Here is a 19889-nt window from a genome sequence, read left to right as displayed (position 1 = left end):
GCCTACAACTGAGTTACCAGCAGTTTCATGAAGCGGTCGATCTGGCTTTCGTCGTTGAGCAGGCACGGTGCGCAGCGCACCACCGGCCCGACATCGCGCTCCACGGCATCGGCGACCACCCGGTTTTGCATCAGGAACGCGGCGATCTTGTCGCAGTCCTTGCCCTTGACCCGGAAGAACGTGAAGCCGGCTGACAGCTGCGGGCTCAGAGGCGTGACGAGTTCGATCTGCGGGTGTTCCAGCAGACGTTTTTTCAAATAGCTGTTGAGGGCGTGAATGCGCGCCTCGACCTCGGCCTTGCCCAGTTGCAAATGCAGCTTGAAGGCCTCGTCCAGCGCCCAGCGGTGCTCGAAGGAGTGGTAGCCGCCGGGCGTCATGGTGGTGGAAAACGCCGTGGCTTCGGAGAAGGTCGGGGTGATCGGCGTGACGTATTTCACCTCTTCGAAACGACTGCACACGATGCCGGTGCCCCGTGGGCCGAACATCCATTTGTGGGTGCCGGCAACGAAGAAGTCGCAGTTCATCTCCGGGAAATTCAGGTTGTCCACGCCGAAGCCGTGCACGCCGTCCACCACGTAGATGATCCGGTCGGCATCGCTGCGCCCGCGGTTGTGTTTGTCGACGATGGCGCCGATCTCGCCGATGGGCAGTTTCATGCCGCTGCCCGAATGCACCCAGCACATGCCCAGCACCCGGGTTTCGGGGCGGATGCTGCTGTCGATGGCGGTGAGAATCTCGGCTTTGGTCGCCGTGTGCGGATCCTTGAACAGGTGGATCTTGCGCACTTTGGTGCCTTCACGTTCCTTGCGCAGGGCGAGGATCGTGTGGGTGGCGTAGTGCTCGTGAGCAGTGGTGAGGATTTCCTGGTCGGGGCGCACATGCACGCCGCCGTAGATCATGGTCAGGCCTTCGGTGGTACTGCCGGTCAGGGCGATCTGCTTCGGGTTGGCCTGCAGGTAACGGCCGGCCCAGACCCGCACGTTTTCTTCGCGCTCTTCGATCACGCCCAGGTCCCAGTCCATGGCCAGGCCAGGGTTTTTGTCGAGGGCGGCGCGATGCCGTTCGATGGCTTCGCGCACCGGTTTGGGATGGGTGGTGATCAGGAAGTTGGAGAAGTGCAGGTACGCCGGATCCTGGTCGAACAGCTGGCGCAATTGCGTCCATTTGTCCCCGGACGCCGCCGGGGTGGACGCCGTTTCGGCGATCGCTGGCAGACTGGCGCCCAACGGCAAAGCAGCGGCCAGCATGCCGGCCTGTTTCAGAAACTCGCGACGATTGCTCATGGCTTGGTCGTTTCCCGTGCAGTGGCCAGGGCCGGTTTTGCGGCTTTTTCGACCTGATCCCAGACCCGCAGGAAGTTGCCGCCCCACAGCTTGGCGATGTCCGCTTCGGAGTAGCCGCGCGACAGCAGCTCGGCGGTGACGTTGCGGATCTCGCCGACGTTTTCAAAGCCTTTTACGCCGCCGCCTTCATTGAAGTCGGAGCTGATGCCAACGTGGTCGATGCCGATCTTGCGCACCGCGTATTCGATGGCGTCGCCCAGGTCTTTCAGGCTGGCCTTGGGTTCGTCTTCGAGGATCGCGTAGAGGCGGCTGGCGTACAGGCCGAACTTCTGCTCGGACCAGGCAGAGATGATCGGGTCGCCCGGCATCAGGGCCATGGCCAGGTTTGGCAGGGGCGGCAGGTCGAACTCTTTGCGCAATTCATTGAGCCGATCCTGGGTTTTCTGGGTCAGGGGGCGCAGGTATTGCGAGAACGCCACGATCTGCACCACGCCGCCGCTGTTTTTGATCAGTTGCATTTCCTTGTCGCTGAGGTTGCGCGGGATGTCGACCATCGCCCGTGGTGCCGAATGCGAGGCCACCAGCGGTGTGCGGCTCAGTTGCGCGACCTGTTCCAGCGCTTTGGTCGACATTTGCGACACGTCGATGATCACACCCAGGTCGTTCAGGCGTTTGACCGCTTGTTTGCCCAGATCCGACAGACCATCGAGGGCGTCCGGCGAATCATTGAGGAACGGCAGCGGGCGCGACGAGTCGGCCCAGTCGTTGTTGCCGATGTAGCTGAAGCCGAACATGCGCATGCCGCGTGCGGTCCACAGATCCAGCAGGTTCAGGTCGTGGCCCAGCGGATAGGCATTGAGCATGCTGATGAAGATCGCGAACTTGCCTTCGCCGTGCAGGCGGCGCATGTCGTCCGGGGTGTAGGCGATGGCGACCTGGTTGGGGAAGTCGCGCACCATGCCGGAGATGATCCTGTAGCGGATTTCCTGCTGATTGCGCGCCTCGTCGATGAACCCTGCGGTGGGTTTGTGCGGCGCGTCGGGGCCGTTCCACATTTCCGGCCAGCCGAAAATCGTCAGCGCTGCGCCGGAGAGTTGTCCACGGTTGACTTTGGCCAGGTCGAACTGGCCCTTGCCGTCCTTGTCAGCCTCGTTGCCGTCGGTGCCGAAGTTCTGCATCAGACTGATGTGGCTGTCGAAGGACAGCATGCGCTCGTGCAGTTCGGCGGCCTGTTTCACGACTTTGACCGGATAGCCCAGATCGTCCTTGAACCAGTGTTCCCAGACGGCGAAGCCGGCGCCGGCGGTGATCGCCAGTGCCAGTGGCAGGCCGATGAAAAGAGCCTTTTTCGAACGTGGTTTTGTCATTGCCGATCTCAGTCAGGTTCGCCATCGAAGTGCAGGCGCAGGGGCCTTTGCTATCTGGGAAGAACGACTGGCAGCCGTGGAAATTTAGTGCGACGGGAGAGGGGTTAAACGTGCGTCGTGACGGGCGCTTAAATTTGCCATGGCAGCAAACGTTCTAGCTTGGATAAAGCCTGCTTCATGGCTGACACAGGTAGGGCAATGAAGATTTCTCGACGATGGTTCATGGCAGGCCTGGCGCTGACCGGCGCTGCTGTGCCGGCGGCTTATTTTGGGCATCGTGAATGGACGAAGCCGGATCCGACGATCACCCCCGGCGAGGCGTCGTTCGACGTCGCTGACGTGGCCGGACAGCGCCTGGCGAATGCCTTGCGCGGAGTCTGGGACATCCGTTTCGAAGGGCGTGACGCGGGCCTCGAAGGGCTGCCGGCGAACGGCTTGCAGGTGTTTCTCGACATTGGCCAGAAAGGCCGGGGCGTGTGCGGATTTCTCGACACGCCAGCGCGACTGCGTTCCGGCGAAACACCTCGTTACCGAATTCTGGGTGATCTTGCCGGCGCTGATGCCGCGAAATTGAGCTGGCGCCTGATCAGTGCCGATGGCCGGATCGACTATGAACTGGAAATGATCCTCGACGAAGTCTGGGCCGATTTCGGCAATGCCGGCAGCGGCACTCTCAGTGGCAAGGCCTTGCGCCTGGACCGGCCATTGGCTTGGCCGGCGCAGGACAACGGCTTCGTCGCAGTCAAGCGGCTGTTTCCCGAAGCCCGCGAGCGTACGCCGCTGAACCCGACGTTGCTGGCCTGGCTGATCTCGCCCGAGCATCGTCTGTTCCATCAGCTGTGGCATGCGACCCGGGACAAGTGGCACACCTTGCCGGAAGACAAGCGCGAAGCCTTGCGTGGCATCGGCTGGCAGCCGGGGCCGCGGGACAAGGAGCGTGATGCCCGTGGGCCACGCAAGGATCGCAATGGTTCGGGCGTCGATTTTTTCTTCATGCACCGGCACATGCTGGGCACCGCGAGATCGATGCAGGATCTGCCATCCTGGGAGTACTTTCCGTTGCCGCAGCCGGAGCTGATACGCGACCGCGCCGGATTCGCCCGCTACTTCGACAACCATGACGGCACGGCACTGCCACCGACCTGGCTGGCCGACGGTGACAACGAATACAGCCAGTGGGTCAGTGACATCAAGACTGCCGAGACTTATGAAAGCAATTTCCAGGTCTGGGAGTCTCAGTACCGTGATCCGGCGTATCTGTCCAGGCTCACCCTGGGCCAGTTCGGCTCCGAGGTGGAGCTCGGTCTGCACGACTGGTTGCACATGCGTTGGGCCTCCGTGCCGCGCGATCCGTCCAACGGTCAGCCGGTGCCGTTTGCCCGGGATCCGGCGGATTTCGCGCAACGCTGGTTTGGCCCGGAGAATGATTTTCTCGGCGATCCGTTCTCGTCCCACGTCAACCCTGCGTTCTGGCATTTCCATGGCTGGATCGATGACCGGATCGAAGACTGGTTCCGCGCTCACGAGCGTTTCCATCCGGGCGAAGTCTCGCGTCTGGTGGTCAATGGCGTGCCGTGGTTTGCCCCCGGCCGTTGGGTGGAAGTCGATGATCCGTGGCTGGGGCCGGTGACTCATGGTTGCAGCACCACGCCAGGCCTGCAGGTCGGCAAGACCGTGGAAATGGACCCGGAAACCATGAAGCTGGCGCTGCGCATCACCTTCCTCAACGACGAGAAAAAACTCGCCGCGCTGTTCCGCCGCGTGCCGCAACGGCCGTGGTATGCGCGCAACCTGAAAGCCAAGGCATAAAAAAAGGATCGCAGTCTGTGTCAGGCTGCGATCCTTTCCCGTTTGTGCGAATCAGTGTTTCAGCGAATCTCCCAACTGCCTCCCAGCGCCTTGTACAGCGCGATGCTCGCTTGCATCCGCGACAGGCGCAGTTGCACATTCTGATCCTGCGCCGCATACAGCGTGCGCTGGGTTTCCAGGACTGTCAGCAAGTCTTCGGCGCCGGCCTGGTAGCGGCTCTGGGCGATGTTGAAAGCGGTCTGTGCCTGATTCAGCTCCTCGGTTTGCCACTGCCGTTGCTCATCCAGCCCGCGAATGCTGTTGAGGGCTTTTTCCACGTCGGCAAAACCGTTGATGATCGCACCGCGATAGGTCTGCAGCAGCTCGTCCTGCCGGGCCGTGGCCTTGTCGCGCTCGGCACCGAGGCGGCCGTTGTTGAAGATCGGAGCGACGAGGCCGCCGGTCAGGTTGTAGAACGGGCTGCGCAGCACATCGCCGATCTGGTTGGCGCCCGAGCCCAGGTTGGCGGTCAGGGTCAGCTTGGGAAACATCGCCGCACGGGCAACGGTTACGTCGGCCTGGGCCGCCGCCAATTGTGCTTCGGCGCGGGCGATGTCCGGGCGGCGGGTCAGTAGATCGCTCGGTACGCCGGTGGCAATCTCCGGCCATTGCATCTGCTCGAACGATTCGACGCTGGCTGGTAACTGCTGCACGGGACGGCCGAGCAGGGCGGCGAGACTGATCCGCGCGTCTTCGGCCTGTTGCTGCACGGTGGGCAACTGCCGTTGCTGCGCCGCCACCAGGCTTTTTTGCTGGGCCAGTTCCAGCGCGGTGGCGGAGCCGGCATTGAAGCGGGTCTGCACCAGTTGCAGGACGTTTTGTGCATTGGTCAGATTGAGTTCGGCGATGCGGCTCTGTTCGCGCAGCGACAGGACTTGCGCATAACTGTTGGCCACGCCGCTGAGCAGAGTCAGCTCCACTGTGGCCCGGTCGAATTCGCTGGCCTGCAAGCTGAATCGGGCGCTGTCCCGGGAGGCCCGGTTGCCGCCCCAGAAATCGATTTCGTAACTGGCACTCAGGCCGGCGTCGAAGTAATCCACGGCCTTGTTGCTGCTGCTCGCATCGAGCTGGCTGTAGCCATTGCCGCGCAGCAGTTTCTGGCGATTGGCGTTGGCCGTGGCTTGCACCTCGGGTAATTGCGAGCCGCCGGCGATGACGGTGTCGGCGCGGGCCTGACGCACCCGGGCAATGGCGGCGGCCAGATCGTAGCTGCCGACCTGGGCCTGTTCGATCAGTTGATTGAGTTGCGGACTGGAGAACCGGGTCCACCAGCGCGCTTCCTCGCGCGCGCGGTTGTCGATGTGAGGCGATTGCCAGGTCGGGGGCGGCTGCACGCCGCTGTCCGGACGCTGGACGGGACTGCTGCAGGCGCTGAGTATCAAGCAAACGGTCAACAGGCTGAGGCGCGGTTTCATAGGTCGATCATTCACTGGTAAGGGCCGTCACCGGGTCGAGTCGGGCGGCTTTGCGGGCCGGCATGAAGCCGAAGACAACACCGGTCACAAGGGCGCAGCCAAAGGCACCGAGCACCGCCATCAAGGAGAACGCTACGGCGACTTCGCTGAGAATCAGGATGCCGCCGACGATCAGTGCCAGGGCGATCCCGGCGATCCCGCCGACCACCGACAACATCACCGCTTCAGTGAGGAACTGGCGCAGGATGTCGCGCTGGCGGGCGCCGGTGGCCATGCGGATGCCGATCTCGCGGGTGCGTTCGCGCACGGTCATCAGCATGATGTTCATCACCCCGATGCCACCAACCAACAGCGAAATCGCAGCAATCGAACCGAGCATCAGCGACAGGGTGTTCTGCGTGCGAGCCTCGGCCTGAATCATCGCGGCGTTGTTGGTCAGCTCGAAATCCTTCTTGCCGTTGTGCAGGCGTAGCATCAGTTGTTCGATGGCGTGTTCGGCCTCCTTGACCTTGCGCGCATCGGCGGCGGCGATGGCCACGTATTCAGGATTACGTGTACCGAACAGCCGCACACTGGCGGCCGAGTAAGGCACGGCGATCCGGTTGTCACTGTCGGAGTCGCCGGAGCTGGCGCCTTTTTCCGCCAGCACGCCGACCACCTGGAACGGCACGTTTTCGATCAGGATGTACTGGCCGATGGGGTTGGCGACATCCTTGAGCAATCGCGTGCGTACCTTGTGCCCGATCACCGCGACGGCCGCTGCACTCTGCTCGTCGGCTTCGGTGAAGTAACTGCCCTGAACCACCGGCCAGTTGAAGATCGCCGGGAAGTTGGTGTCGTTGCCGCCCACGTAGCTCAGGTAGTCGGCGTTGCCGAACCGCACGCCGGCTTCGGAGCCGTTGACCGGCATGATCCGCATGACCTGCGGCAGGCTTGCCAGCGCGGCGACGTCGTCGAGGGTGACGATGCCGGGCGGCGTACGCGGGTTGGGCGCCGAGCCGCTGAGGTAAATGATGTTCGAGCCGAAGGCGCCCATCTGCGCCATGACCTGACGCTTGCTGCCTTCGCCGACCGCGAGCATCACCACCACCGACGCCACGCCGATGATGATCCCGAGCAGGGTCAGCGCCGTGCGGAAGCGATTGATCCACATCACTCGCCAGGCGGCATGCAGTGCGTCCACCAGTTCGCCTTTCCAGGCCCCGGTGGCCTCGGCGCCTTCGCTCAGGCGTTTGCGCAGATCCACGGCCTGCAAGGCGCCGGGATTGGCGGTGGTCTGGGCTTCGGGGTTGTCCCGGGCGCTGTCGCTGATGATCAGGCCGTCGCGGATCTCGATGATGCGTTTGGCTCGCGCTGCCACTTCGCGGTCGTGGGTGATGAGAATCACCACGTGGCCCTGGCTCGCCAATTCGTCGAGCAGCGCCATGACCTCCTTGCCGCTGTGACTGTCGAGGGCGCCAGTGGGTTCGTCGGCAAGAATGATGTGTCCGCCGTTCATCAGCGCCCGGGCAATCGATACCCGTTGCTGTTGGCCGCCGGAGAGTTGGTGCGGACGGTTGCCGGTGCGCGAGGCAAGGCCCAGGCGGTCGAGCAGGGCAGCGGCCCGGGCATGGCGCTCGGCGGCCGGTGTGCCGGCGTAGATCGCCGGCATTTCGACGTTTTCCTGAGCCGAACCGGACGGGATCAGGTGGTAGCCCTGGAACACGAAACCAAAGGCTTCGCGACGCAGCCAGGCCAGCTCGTCGGTGTCCAGGCCCGCGACGTTTTCACCGGCGAAGCGGTATTCGCCGGTGGTCGGGCGGTCGAGGCAGCCAAGGATATTCATCAGCGTCGACTTGCCGGAGCCGGAGGCGCCGACGATCGCCACGAACTCGCCGGCGTGAATCGACAGGTCGATACCGCGCAGGACATGAACTTCAGGCGCGTCGCCGCCACCGTAGGACTTGCGGATGTCCTGCAGGTCGATCAGAGGCGTTTGCATTCAACCTCCACTGCCGTCGGCCGGGCCGATCAACAAGTGGTCGCCTTCATTCAGGCCTTCGAGGATTTGTACTTTCAGGCGATCACTGATGCCGGTGCGTACTTCGCGGGTCTCGATCTTGCCGTTGGCGGCGATCACCTGCGCAGTCTGCAGGTTGGCGGTGGTGCTGCCTTGCAGCGCCGCGACCGGAGCAGTCAGGACATTTTTTGCCTGGTTGGCGACGAAGAAGACTTGCGTGGTCATTTCCGCCATCAGTGCATTGTCGGCGTTATCCACATCGAGCAGCACGGTGTACAGCACCACTCGGGCGCTCCCGCTTTTGCTTGAACTGGCGGGGCTGCCGCCGCCCTGGCTGGTCTGGTCCAGTGGCTTGGGCGGCACCGGCAGGATCTGCCGCACGGTGCTGCTCCAGCGCCGGTGCCCGCCGCTGAGGGTGGTGAAGTAAGCGGTCATGCCGGGTTTGACGTGACCGATGTCGGCTTCCGAGACCTCGGCCCACACGGTCATCGGCGACAGCTTGGCAATACGCAGGATCAGCGGCGTCTGTTGCTGGGCATTGAGGGTCTGGCCTTCGCGTGCATCAAGGGCGACCACGGTGCCGGTCATGGGGGCGTAGATGCGCGTGTAACCGAGTTCGGCCTGATCGCTGCGCAGGCTGGCCTCGGCCTGACGGATCTGCGCCTGGTACATGTCGATCCGCGCCTGGGTGGCTTTCAGCTCGGCGCGGGCGGTCTGCACGTCTTCTTCGCGGGTTGCGCCGCCGGCGGCGAGATTCTGCTGGCGCTGGTATTTCTGTTGCGCCAGTTCATGTTGGGCGCGCTGTTCCTGCAATTGCGCCTTGAGGTTTTCGATGGAGTAACGCCCGGCGTCGAGTTTGGCCTTCTGCGTGGAAGGGTCGATCTCCACCAGCAGCTGGCCTTCCTTGACCACGTCGCCGACTTCGACGTGGATTTTCTGGATCTGCCCGGATGCCTGTGCGCCAACATCCACATAGCGGCGCGGTTGCAGGGTGCCCAGAGCCGTGACGCTGCTTTCGATATCGCCACGGCCGACCTGAACGGTGGCGAACTTGTCACGACCGGGTGGCAGAACCTGCCAGGCAGCAACGGCAATCACGGGGATCAGACAAAGAGCAGCGAGCAGGGCGCGTCGGGCGGGACGGGGACGTTTCATGCAGGGTTCCGGCCAGTGTGAGTCGGGCCCGTCGTCCATCGGGCACCGCAAGCGGAGCACGACCGGACGCTGTCGCAGGGCGCGACAGACACGGGGAGCTGATGGTTAAACGAGGAAAGCAGCGGGGAATTTAAGCAATGAAAAACGCGGTAACAGGTATAGACACGAACAATTTGTCGGGCAAACCGAAACAGCGCTTTAAATCTATATGAGAATTACTATAAATTACGCACCTGAATTTGCCACTATCGTGCCATTGTCTTTTTCGACAGTCGCGGATCTGGCTCAAGGATCGAAACCGCACGCTGCGGCGGGGAATCATGTTGGAAAACTACTATCGCGAGTTGGTGTGTTTCCTGAACGCCAGAATCGGCAACCGTCAGGTTGCCGAAGATGTGGTGCATGACGCTTATCTGCGGGTGCTGGAGCGATCCAGCGAAACGCCGATCGAGCAGCCTCGCGCATTTCTTTATCGCACTGCCCTGAACCTGGTGATCGACGACCATCGGCGCAATGCCCTGCGTCAGGCCGAGTCGCTGGAAGTGCTCGACAGTGAAGAGCGCTACTTCACGCCGTCACCTCACAGCACCTTCGATCATGGTCAACGCCTGGAGATGCTCCAGCGAGCCCTGGCAGAACTTTCGCCGCTGTGCCGCGAAAGTTTTCTGTTGCGCAAGATCGAAGGTCTGTCGCATCCCGAGATTGCCGAACACCTCGGGATTTCCAAGGCTCTGGTGGAAAAGCACATCGTCAACGCGATGAAACATTGCCGCCTGCGCATCAAACAATGGGATGCCCATTGAGCCGTCGTCGCTAAATTTTATTTCACTGTCCTCGTTCCTACTCAACAGACGATCTGCTGTCCTGCTCAAGGCCGGTCAGGTCACTCAGGCTTTTCGTCCAGAGGACACTGGAAATGACACAGGCAATTGCATCGCCCATCGTTCACGACCTGATCGGCGTCGGTTTCGGCCCTTCGAACCTGGCGCTCGCCATCGCTCTGCAAGAGCGCGGCCCGACCCAGGGGGAACTGGATGTTCTGTTTCTCGACAAACAACCCAACTACAGCTGGCACGGCAACACCCTGTCGACCCAGAGCGAGTTGCAGATTTCCTTCCTCAAGGATCTGGTGACCCTGCGCAATCCGACCAGCCCGTATTCGTTCGTCAACTACCTCAAGCACCACGGTCGTCTGGTGGACTTCATCAACCTTGGCACCTTCTATCCGTGCCGCATGGAGTACAACGACTACCTGCGCTGGGTGGCGGCACAGTTCACCGAGCAGAGCCGATACGGCGAAGAAGTGCTGACCATCGAGCCGGTATTGCACAACCATCAGGTTGAAGCGCTGCGGGTGATTTCCCGTGATACCGAAGGCCAGCAATTCGTGCGTACCGCGCGTTCAGTGGTGGTCAGCGCCGGTGGCACGCCGCGTATTCCCGAGGCATTCAAGGCGCTCAAGGGCGACGGTCGGGTGTTCCATCATTCGCAGTACCTGGCCGAGATGGCCAAGCAGCCGTGCATCAACAACCAGCCGATGAGCATCGCAATCATCGGTGGCGGCCAGAGCGCGGCGGAAGCCTTCATCGACCTGAACGACTCGTTCCCGTCGGTGCAGGTCGACATGATTCTGCGTGGCTCGGCCCTGAAGCCGGCGGACGACAGCCCGTTCGTCAACGAAGTGTTCTCGCCGGAATTCACCGACCTGATCTTCCAGCAGAAGAGCAGCGAGCGTGAGCGTCTGGTCAACGAGTACCACAACACCAACTACTCGGTGGTCGACATCGACCTGATCGAGCGCATCTACGGCATCTTCTATCGCCAGAAAGTTTCGGGTGTTGCCCGCCATGCGTTCCGCACCCTGACCACTGTCGAGAAAGCCACTGCCACCGAACGCGGTATCGAACTGACCGTGCGCAACAACGCCACCGGCGAAGTCACCGTGCGTGCCTACGACGCGGTCGTGCTGGCCACCGGTTACGAGCGTCAGATGCACCGCAAACTGCTGGCGCCGCTGGAGGAGTACCTGGGCGATTTCGAGGTCGACCGCAATTACCGGTTGATCACCGACGAGCGTTGCAAGGCCGGTCTGTATATGCAGGGCTTCTGCCAGGCCAGCCATGGTCTGAGCGATACGCTGCTGTCGATCCTGCCGATCCGCGCGGACGAGATTGCCGGCTCGCTGTATGAGCATGGCAAGAACCGTGGGCACAGCCGTTCGGTGATGGATCTGTTGTTGGCGACTGCCAGCTAAACCTGCGGCGTTTGCCAAATCGTCTTCGCGGGCAAGCCCGCTCCCACACTGGATCTCTGCTGACCACAAAATCTGTGTTCAATGAAGATCCCCTGTGGGAGCGGGCTTGCTCGCGAAGAGGCCTTCAACTACACCGCAAAAACTCAATCCTGAACCCTTCCTGAACACCCGCCACATTCCCCGACACACTTCCTTTTGCGGGTTTACTCTCCAGATATCGGGGCGTAAGCTTCGCGCGTTTTCATCAATAGCGGAGACCCACAGTGGGTACTTGTTCGAGTGACAGTTGTCGGCCGGTCCTTGTAACCGGCAGATTCTCGGCAAGATAACGCGCATTCCTTTGTGCCGTTGTCTCGCCGAACAGCGAGCAGCGGCATCCCGATCATGACCGGTCCCGGTCATGTCCCGACGTCCTTCTCATCGACACTGAAAAGCCTGTGATTTCGACTTTATTGTCGCCATCGCATGCCTATCGACACGCCTGTCTTTTCTGACCGGCGCGCCACGCCTTGCCGTGCCGGTTTCCCGGTGCTCAAGACGAGGACGTACCTGCTCGACGGTTTCCCGGCTGACCATAGGGGCAACAGCCATGAAACTTACGCTCAAGGAATTTTTCGCAGGCTTCCTGCGGACCCGCCACATCGCCCGGCACTTCCGTCGCCTGGCCTTGCTGGAAACCATCAGCGACACCACGGTCAGCCGTGAAGTGCCGCCCACTCTGGCCAATACACTGGTGGACGCCGCCCATTGCGACAGTGGCGTGCTGCTGTCGAACCTCGGCACCCACACCGACGGCCTCACCGATTTCGAAGTCGATGTGCTGCGTGCGCAGCATGGCCTCAACGAAGTCGAACACGAGCAACCGCTGCCGTGGTGGACCCACCTGTGGCACTGCTACAAAAACCCGTTCAACCTGCTGCTGACCCTGCTGGCGGTGATCTCGTGGCTGACCGAAGACCTCAAGGCCGCCATCGTGATTTTCTCGATGGTGGTGCTGTCGACGCTGCTGCGCTTCTGGCAGGAAAGCAAATCCAACCAGGCCGCCGACGCGCTCAAGGCGATGGTCAGCAACACCGCCACCGTGCTGCGTCGGGATGCGCCGCGTGCTGAACTGCCGATCAAGCAACTGGTGCCCGGCGATCTGATCGTGCTCTCGGCCGGCGACATGATTCCTGCCGATTGCCGGGTGCTCAGCGCCAAGGATCTGTTCGTCAGCCAGGCGGCGATGACCGGTGAATCGATGCCGGTGGAGAAATTCCCGCGTCAGGCCGATCGTGACACGCGCAATCCGCTGGAACTCGACAACATCCTGTTCATGGGCACCAACGTGGTGTCCGGCACAGCGGTGGCGGTGATTCTCACCACCGGCAACAGCACCTATTTCGGTGCGTTGGCGCAGCGGGTCGGGGCGACTGATCGCGCGGTGACTTCGTTTCAGCAAGGTGTGAACAAAGTCAGCTGGCTGTTGATCCGCTTCATGTTCGTCATGGCGCCGCTGGTGTTGTTCATCAACGGTTTCACCAAGGGTGACTGGACCGAAGCACTGCTGTTCGCGCTGTCGATTGCCGTGGGCCTGACCCCGGAAATGCTGCCGATGATCGTCACCTCGACCCTGGCCAAGGGCGCGGTGTTCCTGTCGCGCAAGAAAGTCATCGTCAAACGCCTGGATGCGATCCAGAACTTCGGCGCCATGGACGTGCTGTGCACCGACAAGACCGGCACCCTGACCCAGGACAGGATTTTCCTGGCGCGCAACGTCGACGTCTGGGGCGAAGACTCCGATGACGTGCTGGAAATGGCTTACCTCAACAGCTACTACCAGACCGGCCTGAAAAACCTGCTGGACGTGGCGGTGCTGGAACACGTGGAAATCCACCGCGAGCTGAAGGTCGGCACGGCGTTTCGCAAGGTCGACGAGATCCCGTTCGACTTCAATCGCCGACGCATGTCGGTGGTGGTCGAGGGGCGCGGTCAGCCGCATCAACTGATCTGCAAAGGCGCGGTGGAAGAGGTTCTGTCGGTGTGCAGCCGGGTTCGTCACGGTGAAGTCGACGAAGCCTTGAGCGATGAATTGCTGGCGAAAATCCGTCAGGTCACAGCAGCATTCAACGCTGAAGGCTTGCGCGTGGTAGCGGTGGCCGCCCGGTCGATGCCGCAAGGGCGCGACACTTACAGCCTGAGCGACGAGCAGGAGCTGACGCTGATCGGTTACGTGGCGTTCCTCGATCCGCCGAAAGAAAGTACTGCACCGGCGCTCAAGGCCCTGGCCGAGCACGGCGTTGCCGTGAAAGTGCTGACCGGCGACAACGAGCTGGTGACCGCCAAGATCTGCCGCGAAGTGGGCCTGGCCCAGCAAGGCCTGCTGATGGGCAACGACATCGAACGCATGAGCGACGCCGAACTGGCGGTGGCGGTGGAAACCACCAACGTGTTCGCCAAGCTGACGCCGTCGCACAAGGAGCGCATCGTGCGCATCCTCAAGGGCAACGGCCACGTGGTCGGGTTTATGGGCGACGGCATCAACGACGCCCCGGCGCTGCGCACCGCAGACATCGGGATTTCCGTGGACAGTGCAGTAGACATTGCCAAGGAAGCGGCCGACATCATCCTGCTGGAAAAGAGCCTGATGGTGCTGGAGGAGGGCGTGCTGGAAGGGCGACGGACCTTCGCCAACATGCTCAAGTACATCAAGATGACCGCCAGCTCGAACTTCGGCAACGTGTTCTCGGTGCTGGTGGCCAGTGCGTTCATTCCGTTCCTGCCGATGCTGCCGATGCACCTGCTGGTGCAGAACCTGCTTTACGACATTTCGCAGATCGCGATCCCGTTCGATAACGTCGACGATGAAATGCTGAAACAGCCGCAGCGCTGGCAGCCCGGTGACGTCGGGCGCTTCATGCTGTTCTTCGGCCCGATCAGTTCGATCTTCGACATCACAACGTTCGCCTTGATGTGGTACGTGTTCGATGCCAACACCCCGGATCACCAGACCCTGTTCCAGTCCGGCTGGTTCGTGGTGGGGCTGCTGACCCAGACGCTGATCGTGCACATGATCCGCACGCCGAAGATTCCGTTCCTGCAAAGCCGCGCGGCCATGCCGTTGCTGGTGATGACTGGAATCATCATGGCTGTGGGCATCTTCCTGCCGATGGGGCCGCTGGCGCACTACTTCAAACTGCAGGCGCTGCCGTCGATGTACTTCGTGTTCCTGCCGGTGATCCTGCTGGCGTACATGGCGCTGACCCAGGCCGTCAAAGGTTTCTACATCCGCCGGTTCGGCTGGCAGTAACAGGCAAGATTCCCCCCTTGTGGGAGCAAGGGGGGCGGTTTCAAGGAGCTCGACATGCAAGCGATCAACAATCTCAACCTCACCTCATTGCTCGACACCCTGGTCAGCCTCAGCGCGGCGTTCATCCTCGGCGGCCTGATCGGCTTCGAACGCCAGTACCGGCAACGCACGGCGGGTTTGCGTACCAATGTGCTGGTGGCGGTCGGCGCGGCGATTTTCGTCGACATGGCCAACCGTCTCGCCGGTGCCGAAGGCGCGGTGCGGGTGGTCGCGTATGTGGTTTCCGGCATCGGTTTTCTCGGTGCCGGCGTGATCATGCGCGAAGAGGGCAGCGTGCGCGGGCTCAACACCGCCGCCACGCTCTGGACCTCGGCGGCCGTCGGCGCCTGCGCCGGTGCCGACCTGCTGGCCGAAGCGGTACTGGGCACCTTGTTCGTGCTCGCCGCCAATACGCTGCTGCGGCCGATCGTCAACAACATCAACCGTCAGCCGCTGGACGTGGTCTCGGCGGAAGTCACCAACATCGTTTACGTCATCGCCCGGCGCTCACAGCAGAAGGCGGTGTTCGCCTTGCTTGAAGCCGAGCTGGAACGCAGCAACTACCCGGCCAGCGATGTTGATGTACATGCCTTCGGTGCCGATGAAATCGAGATCGAGGCCACGCTGGCGACCACTTCGGTGGATGGCGATGAACTGGATGCACTGGTGGCGCGAATCTCGACATCGGCGCTGGTGGTGCAGGCCTTCTGGAGTCCGAGCACCACGGAGTAACTTTTTTATTCCGGATGAGTGACGGTTTTTTTCGGAAAAGTCCTACAGAGTGCATCCCGATGCTTGGGTAGTCTTGCCGCCACTTGAAGCGACTACCCGGACCTCCACGTTGACCGACAAAACCCTGCGCATCCTGATCGCCGACTTGCAGCATTTTCACCGGATGAAGATCGAGCGGATGTTCAACGGCCTCGATTACTATCGCATTGCACCGGTGCAAAACCTTGTCGAACTGCTGACACTGGTCGATTACGGCTGCCAGCCGTTCGATGTTCTGGTGGTCAACGCGGAACTGGCGGTCGGGATCGCGGATCTTCGTGGTTTCCTGTTTGATCATCCGCAAGTCCGGCGAGCGCTGGTCTATGGTGAACCGGCGGACGCCTCAGGGGTTCCCGAGCACTTTGGTGCAAAGATCATCACCAGTCCTGCGCCTCTGCCTTCAATCCACGCGATCGAGCAGTTGATGACCTCGGTCGAGGCTTCGTTTGGGCGCTCATCGCTTGCTCGATCACAGATCGCTCTATCGCACAACTGTCAGATCTGACAGGTGATCCAGCGTGCACACCGTGCAACAGTTGTAGCGCAGCTACCAATAGTCCCGTTCATGCAAGATCGGTGGCCTCATGTCATGTATTCGCCCCGGGAGTGGTCATGGGTTCAGCTTTGATCGTCGATGATCATCCAGTGGTGGTGGGGGCCGTTCGGATGGTTCTGGAGTCGGCGGGTTACACACCGATTCATGTGACTACCAGCGGTATCGATGTGGTGCCGATGCTGCGTGAACACGCGCCGGAACTGGTCGTGCTCGACCTGAAACTCAAAGGCTTCGGCGGCCTGGAGGTGTTGGAGCGCATCAGAGCCATCGGGCTGGTCTGCAAGGTGTTGATTTTCACCTCGGCCGACCCTGAACACTATCTGATGCGCTGTCGACGTGCGGGGGCGATGGCATTTGTCGCCAAGTCCGCCTCGATGCAACATCTGCAAAATGCAATCAAGGCCGTCCGTTCGGGTTATACCTACTTCCCCGAAATGCCTGGGGTCAATGCCGGTCAATCCGAAGCGCACCGTGATGAGCGAGAGTTGATCGCACTCCTGTCCCCCCGCGAATTGGGGATCATGCTGGAGCTGGCCGGAGGAAAGTCCAACAAGCACATTGCTCAAGCGATGAACCTTAGTCACAAAACCATCAGCACCTACAAGACCCGCTTGATGCTGAAACTTGGAGTGAGCTCGCTGGTGGTGTTGCGAGAGTTTGTCAAACGCAACGGCCTGTTTTGACAGGCTGCCCATGATATGGCCTCTGCGGTTTGTGCTTCTGTCGATACTGATGCTTGCAAGCGCAGTGCACGCGACCGAGGCACAAAGGCTGGAAATCGTCTCCCGCACCCGTCTCGAGGGGGTGCAGGTTCGCCTGGATGAGCAGGATAAACAGTGGCTGAGCGCGCACCCGGTATTGCGCATCGGTGCCTCCTGGCCGGATTACCCCCCTTTTGAGCTGACCCGCAAGCGCCATGAACTGGAAGGCCTTACGGCCGATTACGCCGACGCGATTGCACAGATTTTGAACATCGGCGTTGAAGTCTGGTGCTATCCCGACCGAGCAAGCGCCATGGCTGCGCTTAAGGCTGGTGAGGTGGACCTGCTGGGCACGTCGAACAAGTTCGAAGAAGCCGATTCCGGCCTGATGCTGTCCCGCGCCTACGCCGAGGATCAGCCGATGTGGGTCACTCGGATCGATGAACCGTTGCCCGGCGATCTGGCTGACAAACGCATCGCCATGGTGGATGACTACCTGCCAGCCTCGACTATCCAGGAGGCTTACCCGCAAGCTTCCCTGCAGCCTAATCGCTCCATTCTCGATGCCCTCGGCGCTGTGGCGTTCGGCCGGGATGATCTGTACCTGGGCGATTTCATCAGCGCCAGTTACCTGATCAACACTCACTTTCACAACGACCTGCAACTGGCCGGTCCTTCGGGCCTTGACGCCAACCCGTTTGCCTTTGCACTGGCCCGCAGCAACACGCGCTTGAAGCGTTTGGTCGACAAAGCCCTGCTGGCCATTCCCATGGAGCAGCGTCTGGCCATTGAACTGCGCTGGAGCGCCGGTCGCGCCGACATGGCAGCGCAGTCGCGAGTCAGCCTGAGCGAGAGCGAGCAACAATGGCTGGATCAGCATCCGGTGGTGCGGGTCGGCGCTGTCGATGGCTTTGCGCCACTCACGTTCTTTGACGCTGATGGCCGCTTCAGTGGACTGGCAGCCCAACTGCTCAACCTGATCAGTCAGCGCAGCGGGCTGACGTTCGAGGTGGTGCGCGGTCAGTCTCTGGATCGTCAGGTCGAGCAACTCAGAAGCGGGAAACTGGACCTGTTGTCTGTGATGACACTGAGTCGCGAGCGCGAAACTGAAATGCTGTTCACCCGGTCGTACGTCAACAGCCCCTTTGTGCTGATTGCCGATTCGAAGGTGCAGGGGCCGCGTAGCCTGGACGACATGACGGGCAAGCGTCTGGCGCTTTATCGCGGCAATCCGTTGCGTGATTACCTGCTGGAGCATGTGCCGCAGATCAACCTGATCGAGTTACCGAGTCCGGCGGATGGCACAAGGGCGCTGCTCGACGGTCGGGCAGATGCGACATTGAGTTCTTTGCTGGTGGCGCGTTACCAGATCGATCACCAGTACCGCGATCGCTTGCGGATTGTCTCCACGCTGGGCGATCAGCCGGCCCGGGTTGCCATGGCCACGGCGCTCGACTCCCCTCAGTTGCAATCGATTCTGAACAAGGCACTGCTGAGTATCGCACCGCAGGAAATCGACGGCCTGGTCGCGCGCTGGAGTCGTAATGTGGTGCTGCAAGACAGCTATTGGCAGCGTCATCGCGAGCAAATATTGCGCGGATTTGCCGTTGCGGCGGGGTTGCTGTTGCTGGCATTGGGCTGGATCGGCTTTCAGCGTCGGCAGATCCGCCAGCGTCAGCAATGGCTAAGGCAGTTGCAGGAGGCCAAGGAGGCGGCCGATGAAGCCAATCGTGCCAAGAGTACGTTTCTGGCAACCATGAGTCATGAAATCCGCACACCGATGAATGCCCTGACCGGCATGCTCGAACTGGCCCTCAAGCGTGCCGATGAAGGCGTCACCGATCGCCAGGCGATCGAGGTGGCGTCCAGTGCCGGGCAGCAATTGCTGGCATTGATTGGCGATATTCTTGACATTGCACGCATCGAAGCCGGGCATCTGTCGCTGGCCCCCGAACGTGCCAATCTGCGCGAGGTGGTGGCGTCGGTGTGTCGGATTTTCGAAGGCCTGGCCCGGCAGAAGCAATTGTTGTGGCATGTCGAACTGGATGAGCTCAGCAACGTCGAGGTGATGCTCGACCCCCTGCGTTTCAAACAAGTGCTGTCGAACCTGTTGAGCAATGCAATCAAATTCACCGATGACGGCGAGGTGAGCCTGCGCTTGCGCGTGTTCGGTGAACGGAACGGGCAGATTGAGGTGGGCGTAGTCATTGAAGACAGTGGTAGGGGGATCAACGCCGAGGATCAGCAACGGTTGTTCAGCCCGTTTGTGCAGGTCGGCGACCATCAGTCTGTGGCGCAGGGCGGTTCGGGCCTGGGGCTGGTGATCAGTCGCAACCTGTGCCGGATGATGGGCGGTGATTTGTGGATGAGCAGCCAGCCGGCCAGGGGCACGCAGGTCATGCTGAGACTGGAACTGCCAGTGCTGGCGCCGCGGGTGCAAGAGCCTGCACCGGCGCCAGTGGCGGCGACCGTAAAGTCGCTGAACGTCCTGGTGGTGGATGACCATCCGGTGAATCGCCTGTTGCTGTGCCGGCAGCTGATTGAGCTCGGCCATCGCGCTGTTGACACCGGTGGCGGTGAGGAAGGGCTGATGCTGTGGCGTGGTCAATCCTTCGATGCATTGATCACCGATATCAACATGCACGGGTTCAACGGATATGAATTGACACGTGCGGTGCGCCAGGAAGAAGCAGCGACGGGCAGGGCGCCCTGCCTGATCCTCGGATTCACTGCCAATGCGCAGATGGAAGAAAAGCAGCGATGTCGGGCGGCCGGTATGGACGATTGCCTGTTCAAGCCGGTTCTGCTGCGCGATTTGAGCCAGGCCCTGATGGCCGCAGAACCCGGGGTGATCCAGGTCGAGAGCGTGAACGATAAGGGAGTGGCCGATTTCGACCTGAGTGTGCTGATGCAACTGGTCGGCGCGGACAACCCGTTGATCGAGCAATTGCGTGGGGAGGTACTGAGCAATCTGCGCATCGATCTGAAGCGGCTGGACGAGTCCGGCCGCAAGGGTGATCGTACAGATTTGCGTGATCTGGCCCATCACGTCACGGGCGGGGCACACATGATCGGTGCCGAGCGCGTGGTTTCGGCGTGTCGGGTACTCGAGTAAGCCTGCCGTGACGATGAGCCCGAAGCGTCATTGACGACCGCCATCGAGCTGCTGCGCGTGGCCATGCACGACCTCGCGCAGCAACTTCAGGCCTGAT

At 61.4% G+C, this 19889-nt stretch carries 12 protein-coding genes and 1 pseudogene; 8 read left to right on the top strand and 5 right to left on the bottom strand.

What is annotated here, in order from left to right; translation table 11 throughout:
* Positions 1-2: 2 nt before the first annotated feature.
* Both N8H71_RS14825 and pvdM read right to left on the bottom strand, forming a co-directional pair.
* Positions 3-1283: an aminotransferase class V-fold PLP-dependent enzyme gene (locus N8H71_RS14825; RefSeq protein ID WP_262194552.1), complete on the bottom strand. Its 1281-nt coding sequence runs from the start codon at positions 1281-1283 to the stop codon at positions 3-5.
* The gene (gene pvdM, locus N8H71_RS14820; protein WP_262194551.1) at positions 1280-2650 is read right to left on the bottom strand and encodes a pyoverdine-tailoring dipeptidase-like protein PvdM; all 1371 of its coding nucleotides are present in this window, start codon (positions 2648-2650) and stop codon (positions 1280-1282) included. The genes N8H71_RS14825 and pvdM overlap by 4 nt, the downstream gene beginning before the upstream one ends.
* A 198-nt stretch (positions 2651-2848) precedes the next feature.
* On the opposite strand from pvdM, the gene N8H71_RS14815 reads away from it, so the two are divergent.
* Positions 2849-4459 (top strand): PvdJ/PvdD/PvdP-like protein, encoded by a 1611-nt coding sequence (locus tag N8H71_RS14815; RefSeq protein WP_262194550.1) that lies wholly within the window; start codon positions 2849-2851, stop codon positions 4457-4459.
* A 59-nt stretch (positions 4460-4518) separates the two neighbouring features.
* Here N8H71_RS14815 and N8H71_RS14810 read toward each other — a convergent pair whose 3' ends face one another.
* The 3 genes from N8H71_RS14810 to N8H71_RS14800 are packed head-to-tail and all read right to left on the bottom strand — an operon-like array spanning position 4519 to position 9067.
* Positions 4519-5913 (bottom strand): efflux transporter outer membrane subunit, encoded by a 1395-nt coding sequence (locus N8H71_RS14810; protein ID WP_262194549.1) that lies wholly within the window; start codon positions 5911-5913, stop codon positions 4519-4521.
* Positions 5914-5920: 7 nt separating this feature from the next.
* Positions 5921-7894 carry a MacB family efflux pump subunit gene (locus tag N8H71_RS14805; RefSeq protein ID WP_262194548.1) on the bottom strand — a complete coding sequence of 658 codons (1974 nt, stop codon included), beginning with the start codon at positions 7892-7894 and terminating at the stop codon, positions 5921-5923.
* A complete protein-coding gene (locus tag N8H71_RS14800) occupies positions 7895-9067 on the bottom strand; it encodes an efflux RND transporter periplasmic adaptor subunit (protein ID WP_262194547.1) in 1173 nt (390 codons plus the stop codon).
* Positions 9068-9387: 320 nt separating this feature from the next.
* Here N8H71_RS14800 and N8H71_RS14795 point away from each other — a divergent pair, with 320 nt between their 5' ends.
* From N8H71_RS14795 to N8H71_RS14765, 7 genes and pseudogenes are all read left to right on the top strand, one after another.
* Positions 9388-9870, top strand: a complete 483-nt coding sequence (locus N8H71_RS14795) for a sigma-70 family RNA polymerase sigma factor (RefSeq protein ID WP_279309612.1) — start codon at positions 9388-9390, stop codon at positions 9868-9870.
* A 113-nt stretch (positions 9871-9983) separates the two neighbouring features.
* The gene (locus N8H71_RS14790; RefSeq protein WP_262194546.1) at positions 9984-11321 is read left to right on the top strand and encodes a lysine N(6)-hydroxylase/L-ornithine N(5)-oxygenase family protein; all 1338 of its coding nucleotides are present in this window, start codon (positions 9984-9986) and stop codon (positions 11319-11321) included.
* Between the two features lie 589 nt (positions 11322-11910).
* Positions 11911-14610: a magnesium-translocating P-type ATPase gene (gene mgtA / locus N8H71_RS14785; protein WP_262194545.1), complete on the top strand. Its 2700-nt coding sequence runs from the start codon at positions 11911-11913 to the stop codon at positions 14608-14610.
* A 54-nt stretch (positions 14611-14664) separates the two neighbouring features.
* Positions 14665-15381: an MgtC/SapB family protein gene (locus tag N8H71_RS14780; protein ID WP_262194544.1), complete on the top strand. Its 717-nt coding sequence runs from the start codon at positions 14665-14667 to the stop codon at positions 15379-15381.
* A gap of 109 nt (positions 15382-15490) precedes the next feature.
* On the top strand, positions 15491-15925 hold the full coding sequence (locus N8H71_RS14775; protein WP_262194543.1) for a chemotaxis protein CheY: 435 nt from the start codon (positions 15491-15493) through the stop codon (positions 15923-15925).
* A gap of 107 nt (positions 15926-16032) precedes the next feature.
* Complete coding sequence (locus N8H71_RS14770) at positions 16033-16659, top strand: response regulator transcription factor (RefSeq protein WP_262194541.1); 627 nt, start codon at positions 16033-16035, stop codon at positions 16657-16659.
* 10 nt (positions 16660-16669) lie between these two features.
* Positions 16670-19888, top strand: a pseudogene (locus N8H71_RS14765) (transporter substrate-binding domain-containing protein).
* Position 19889 lies beyond the last annotated feature (1 nt).

The organism is Pseudomonas koreensis (assembly GCF_025447595.1).
Lineage (GTDB): Bacteria > Pseudomonadota > Gammaproteobacteria > Pseudomonadales > Pseudomonadaceae > Aquipseudomonas > Aquipseudomonas koreensis_H.
Note: the sequence above shows the minus strand (reverse complement) of the source record. Positions and strands in the feature narration are given on the sequence as shown.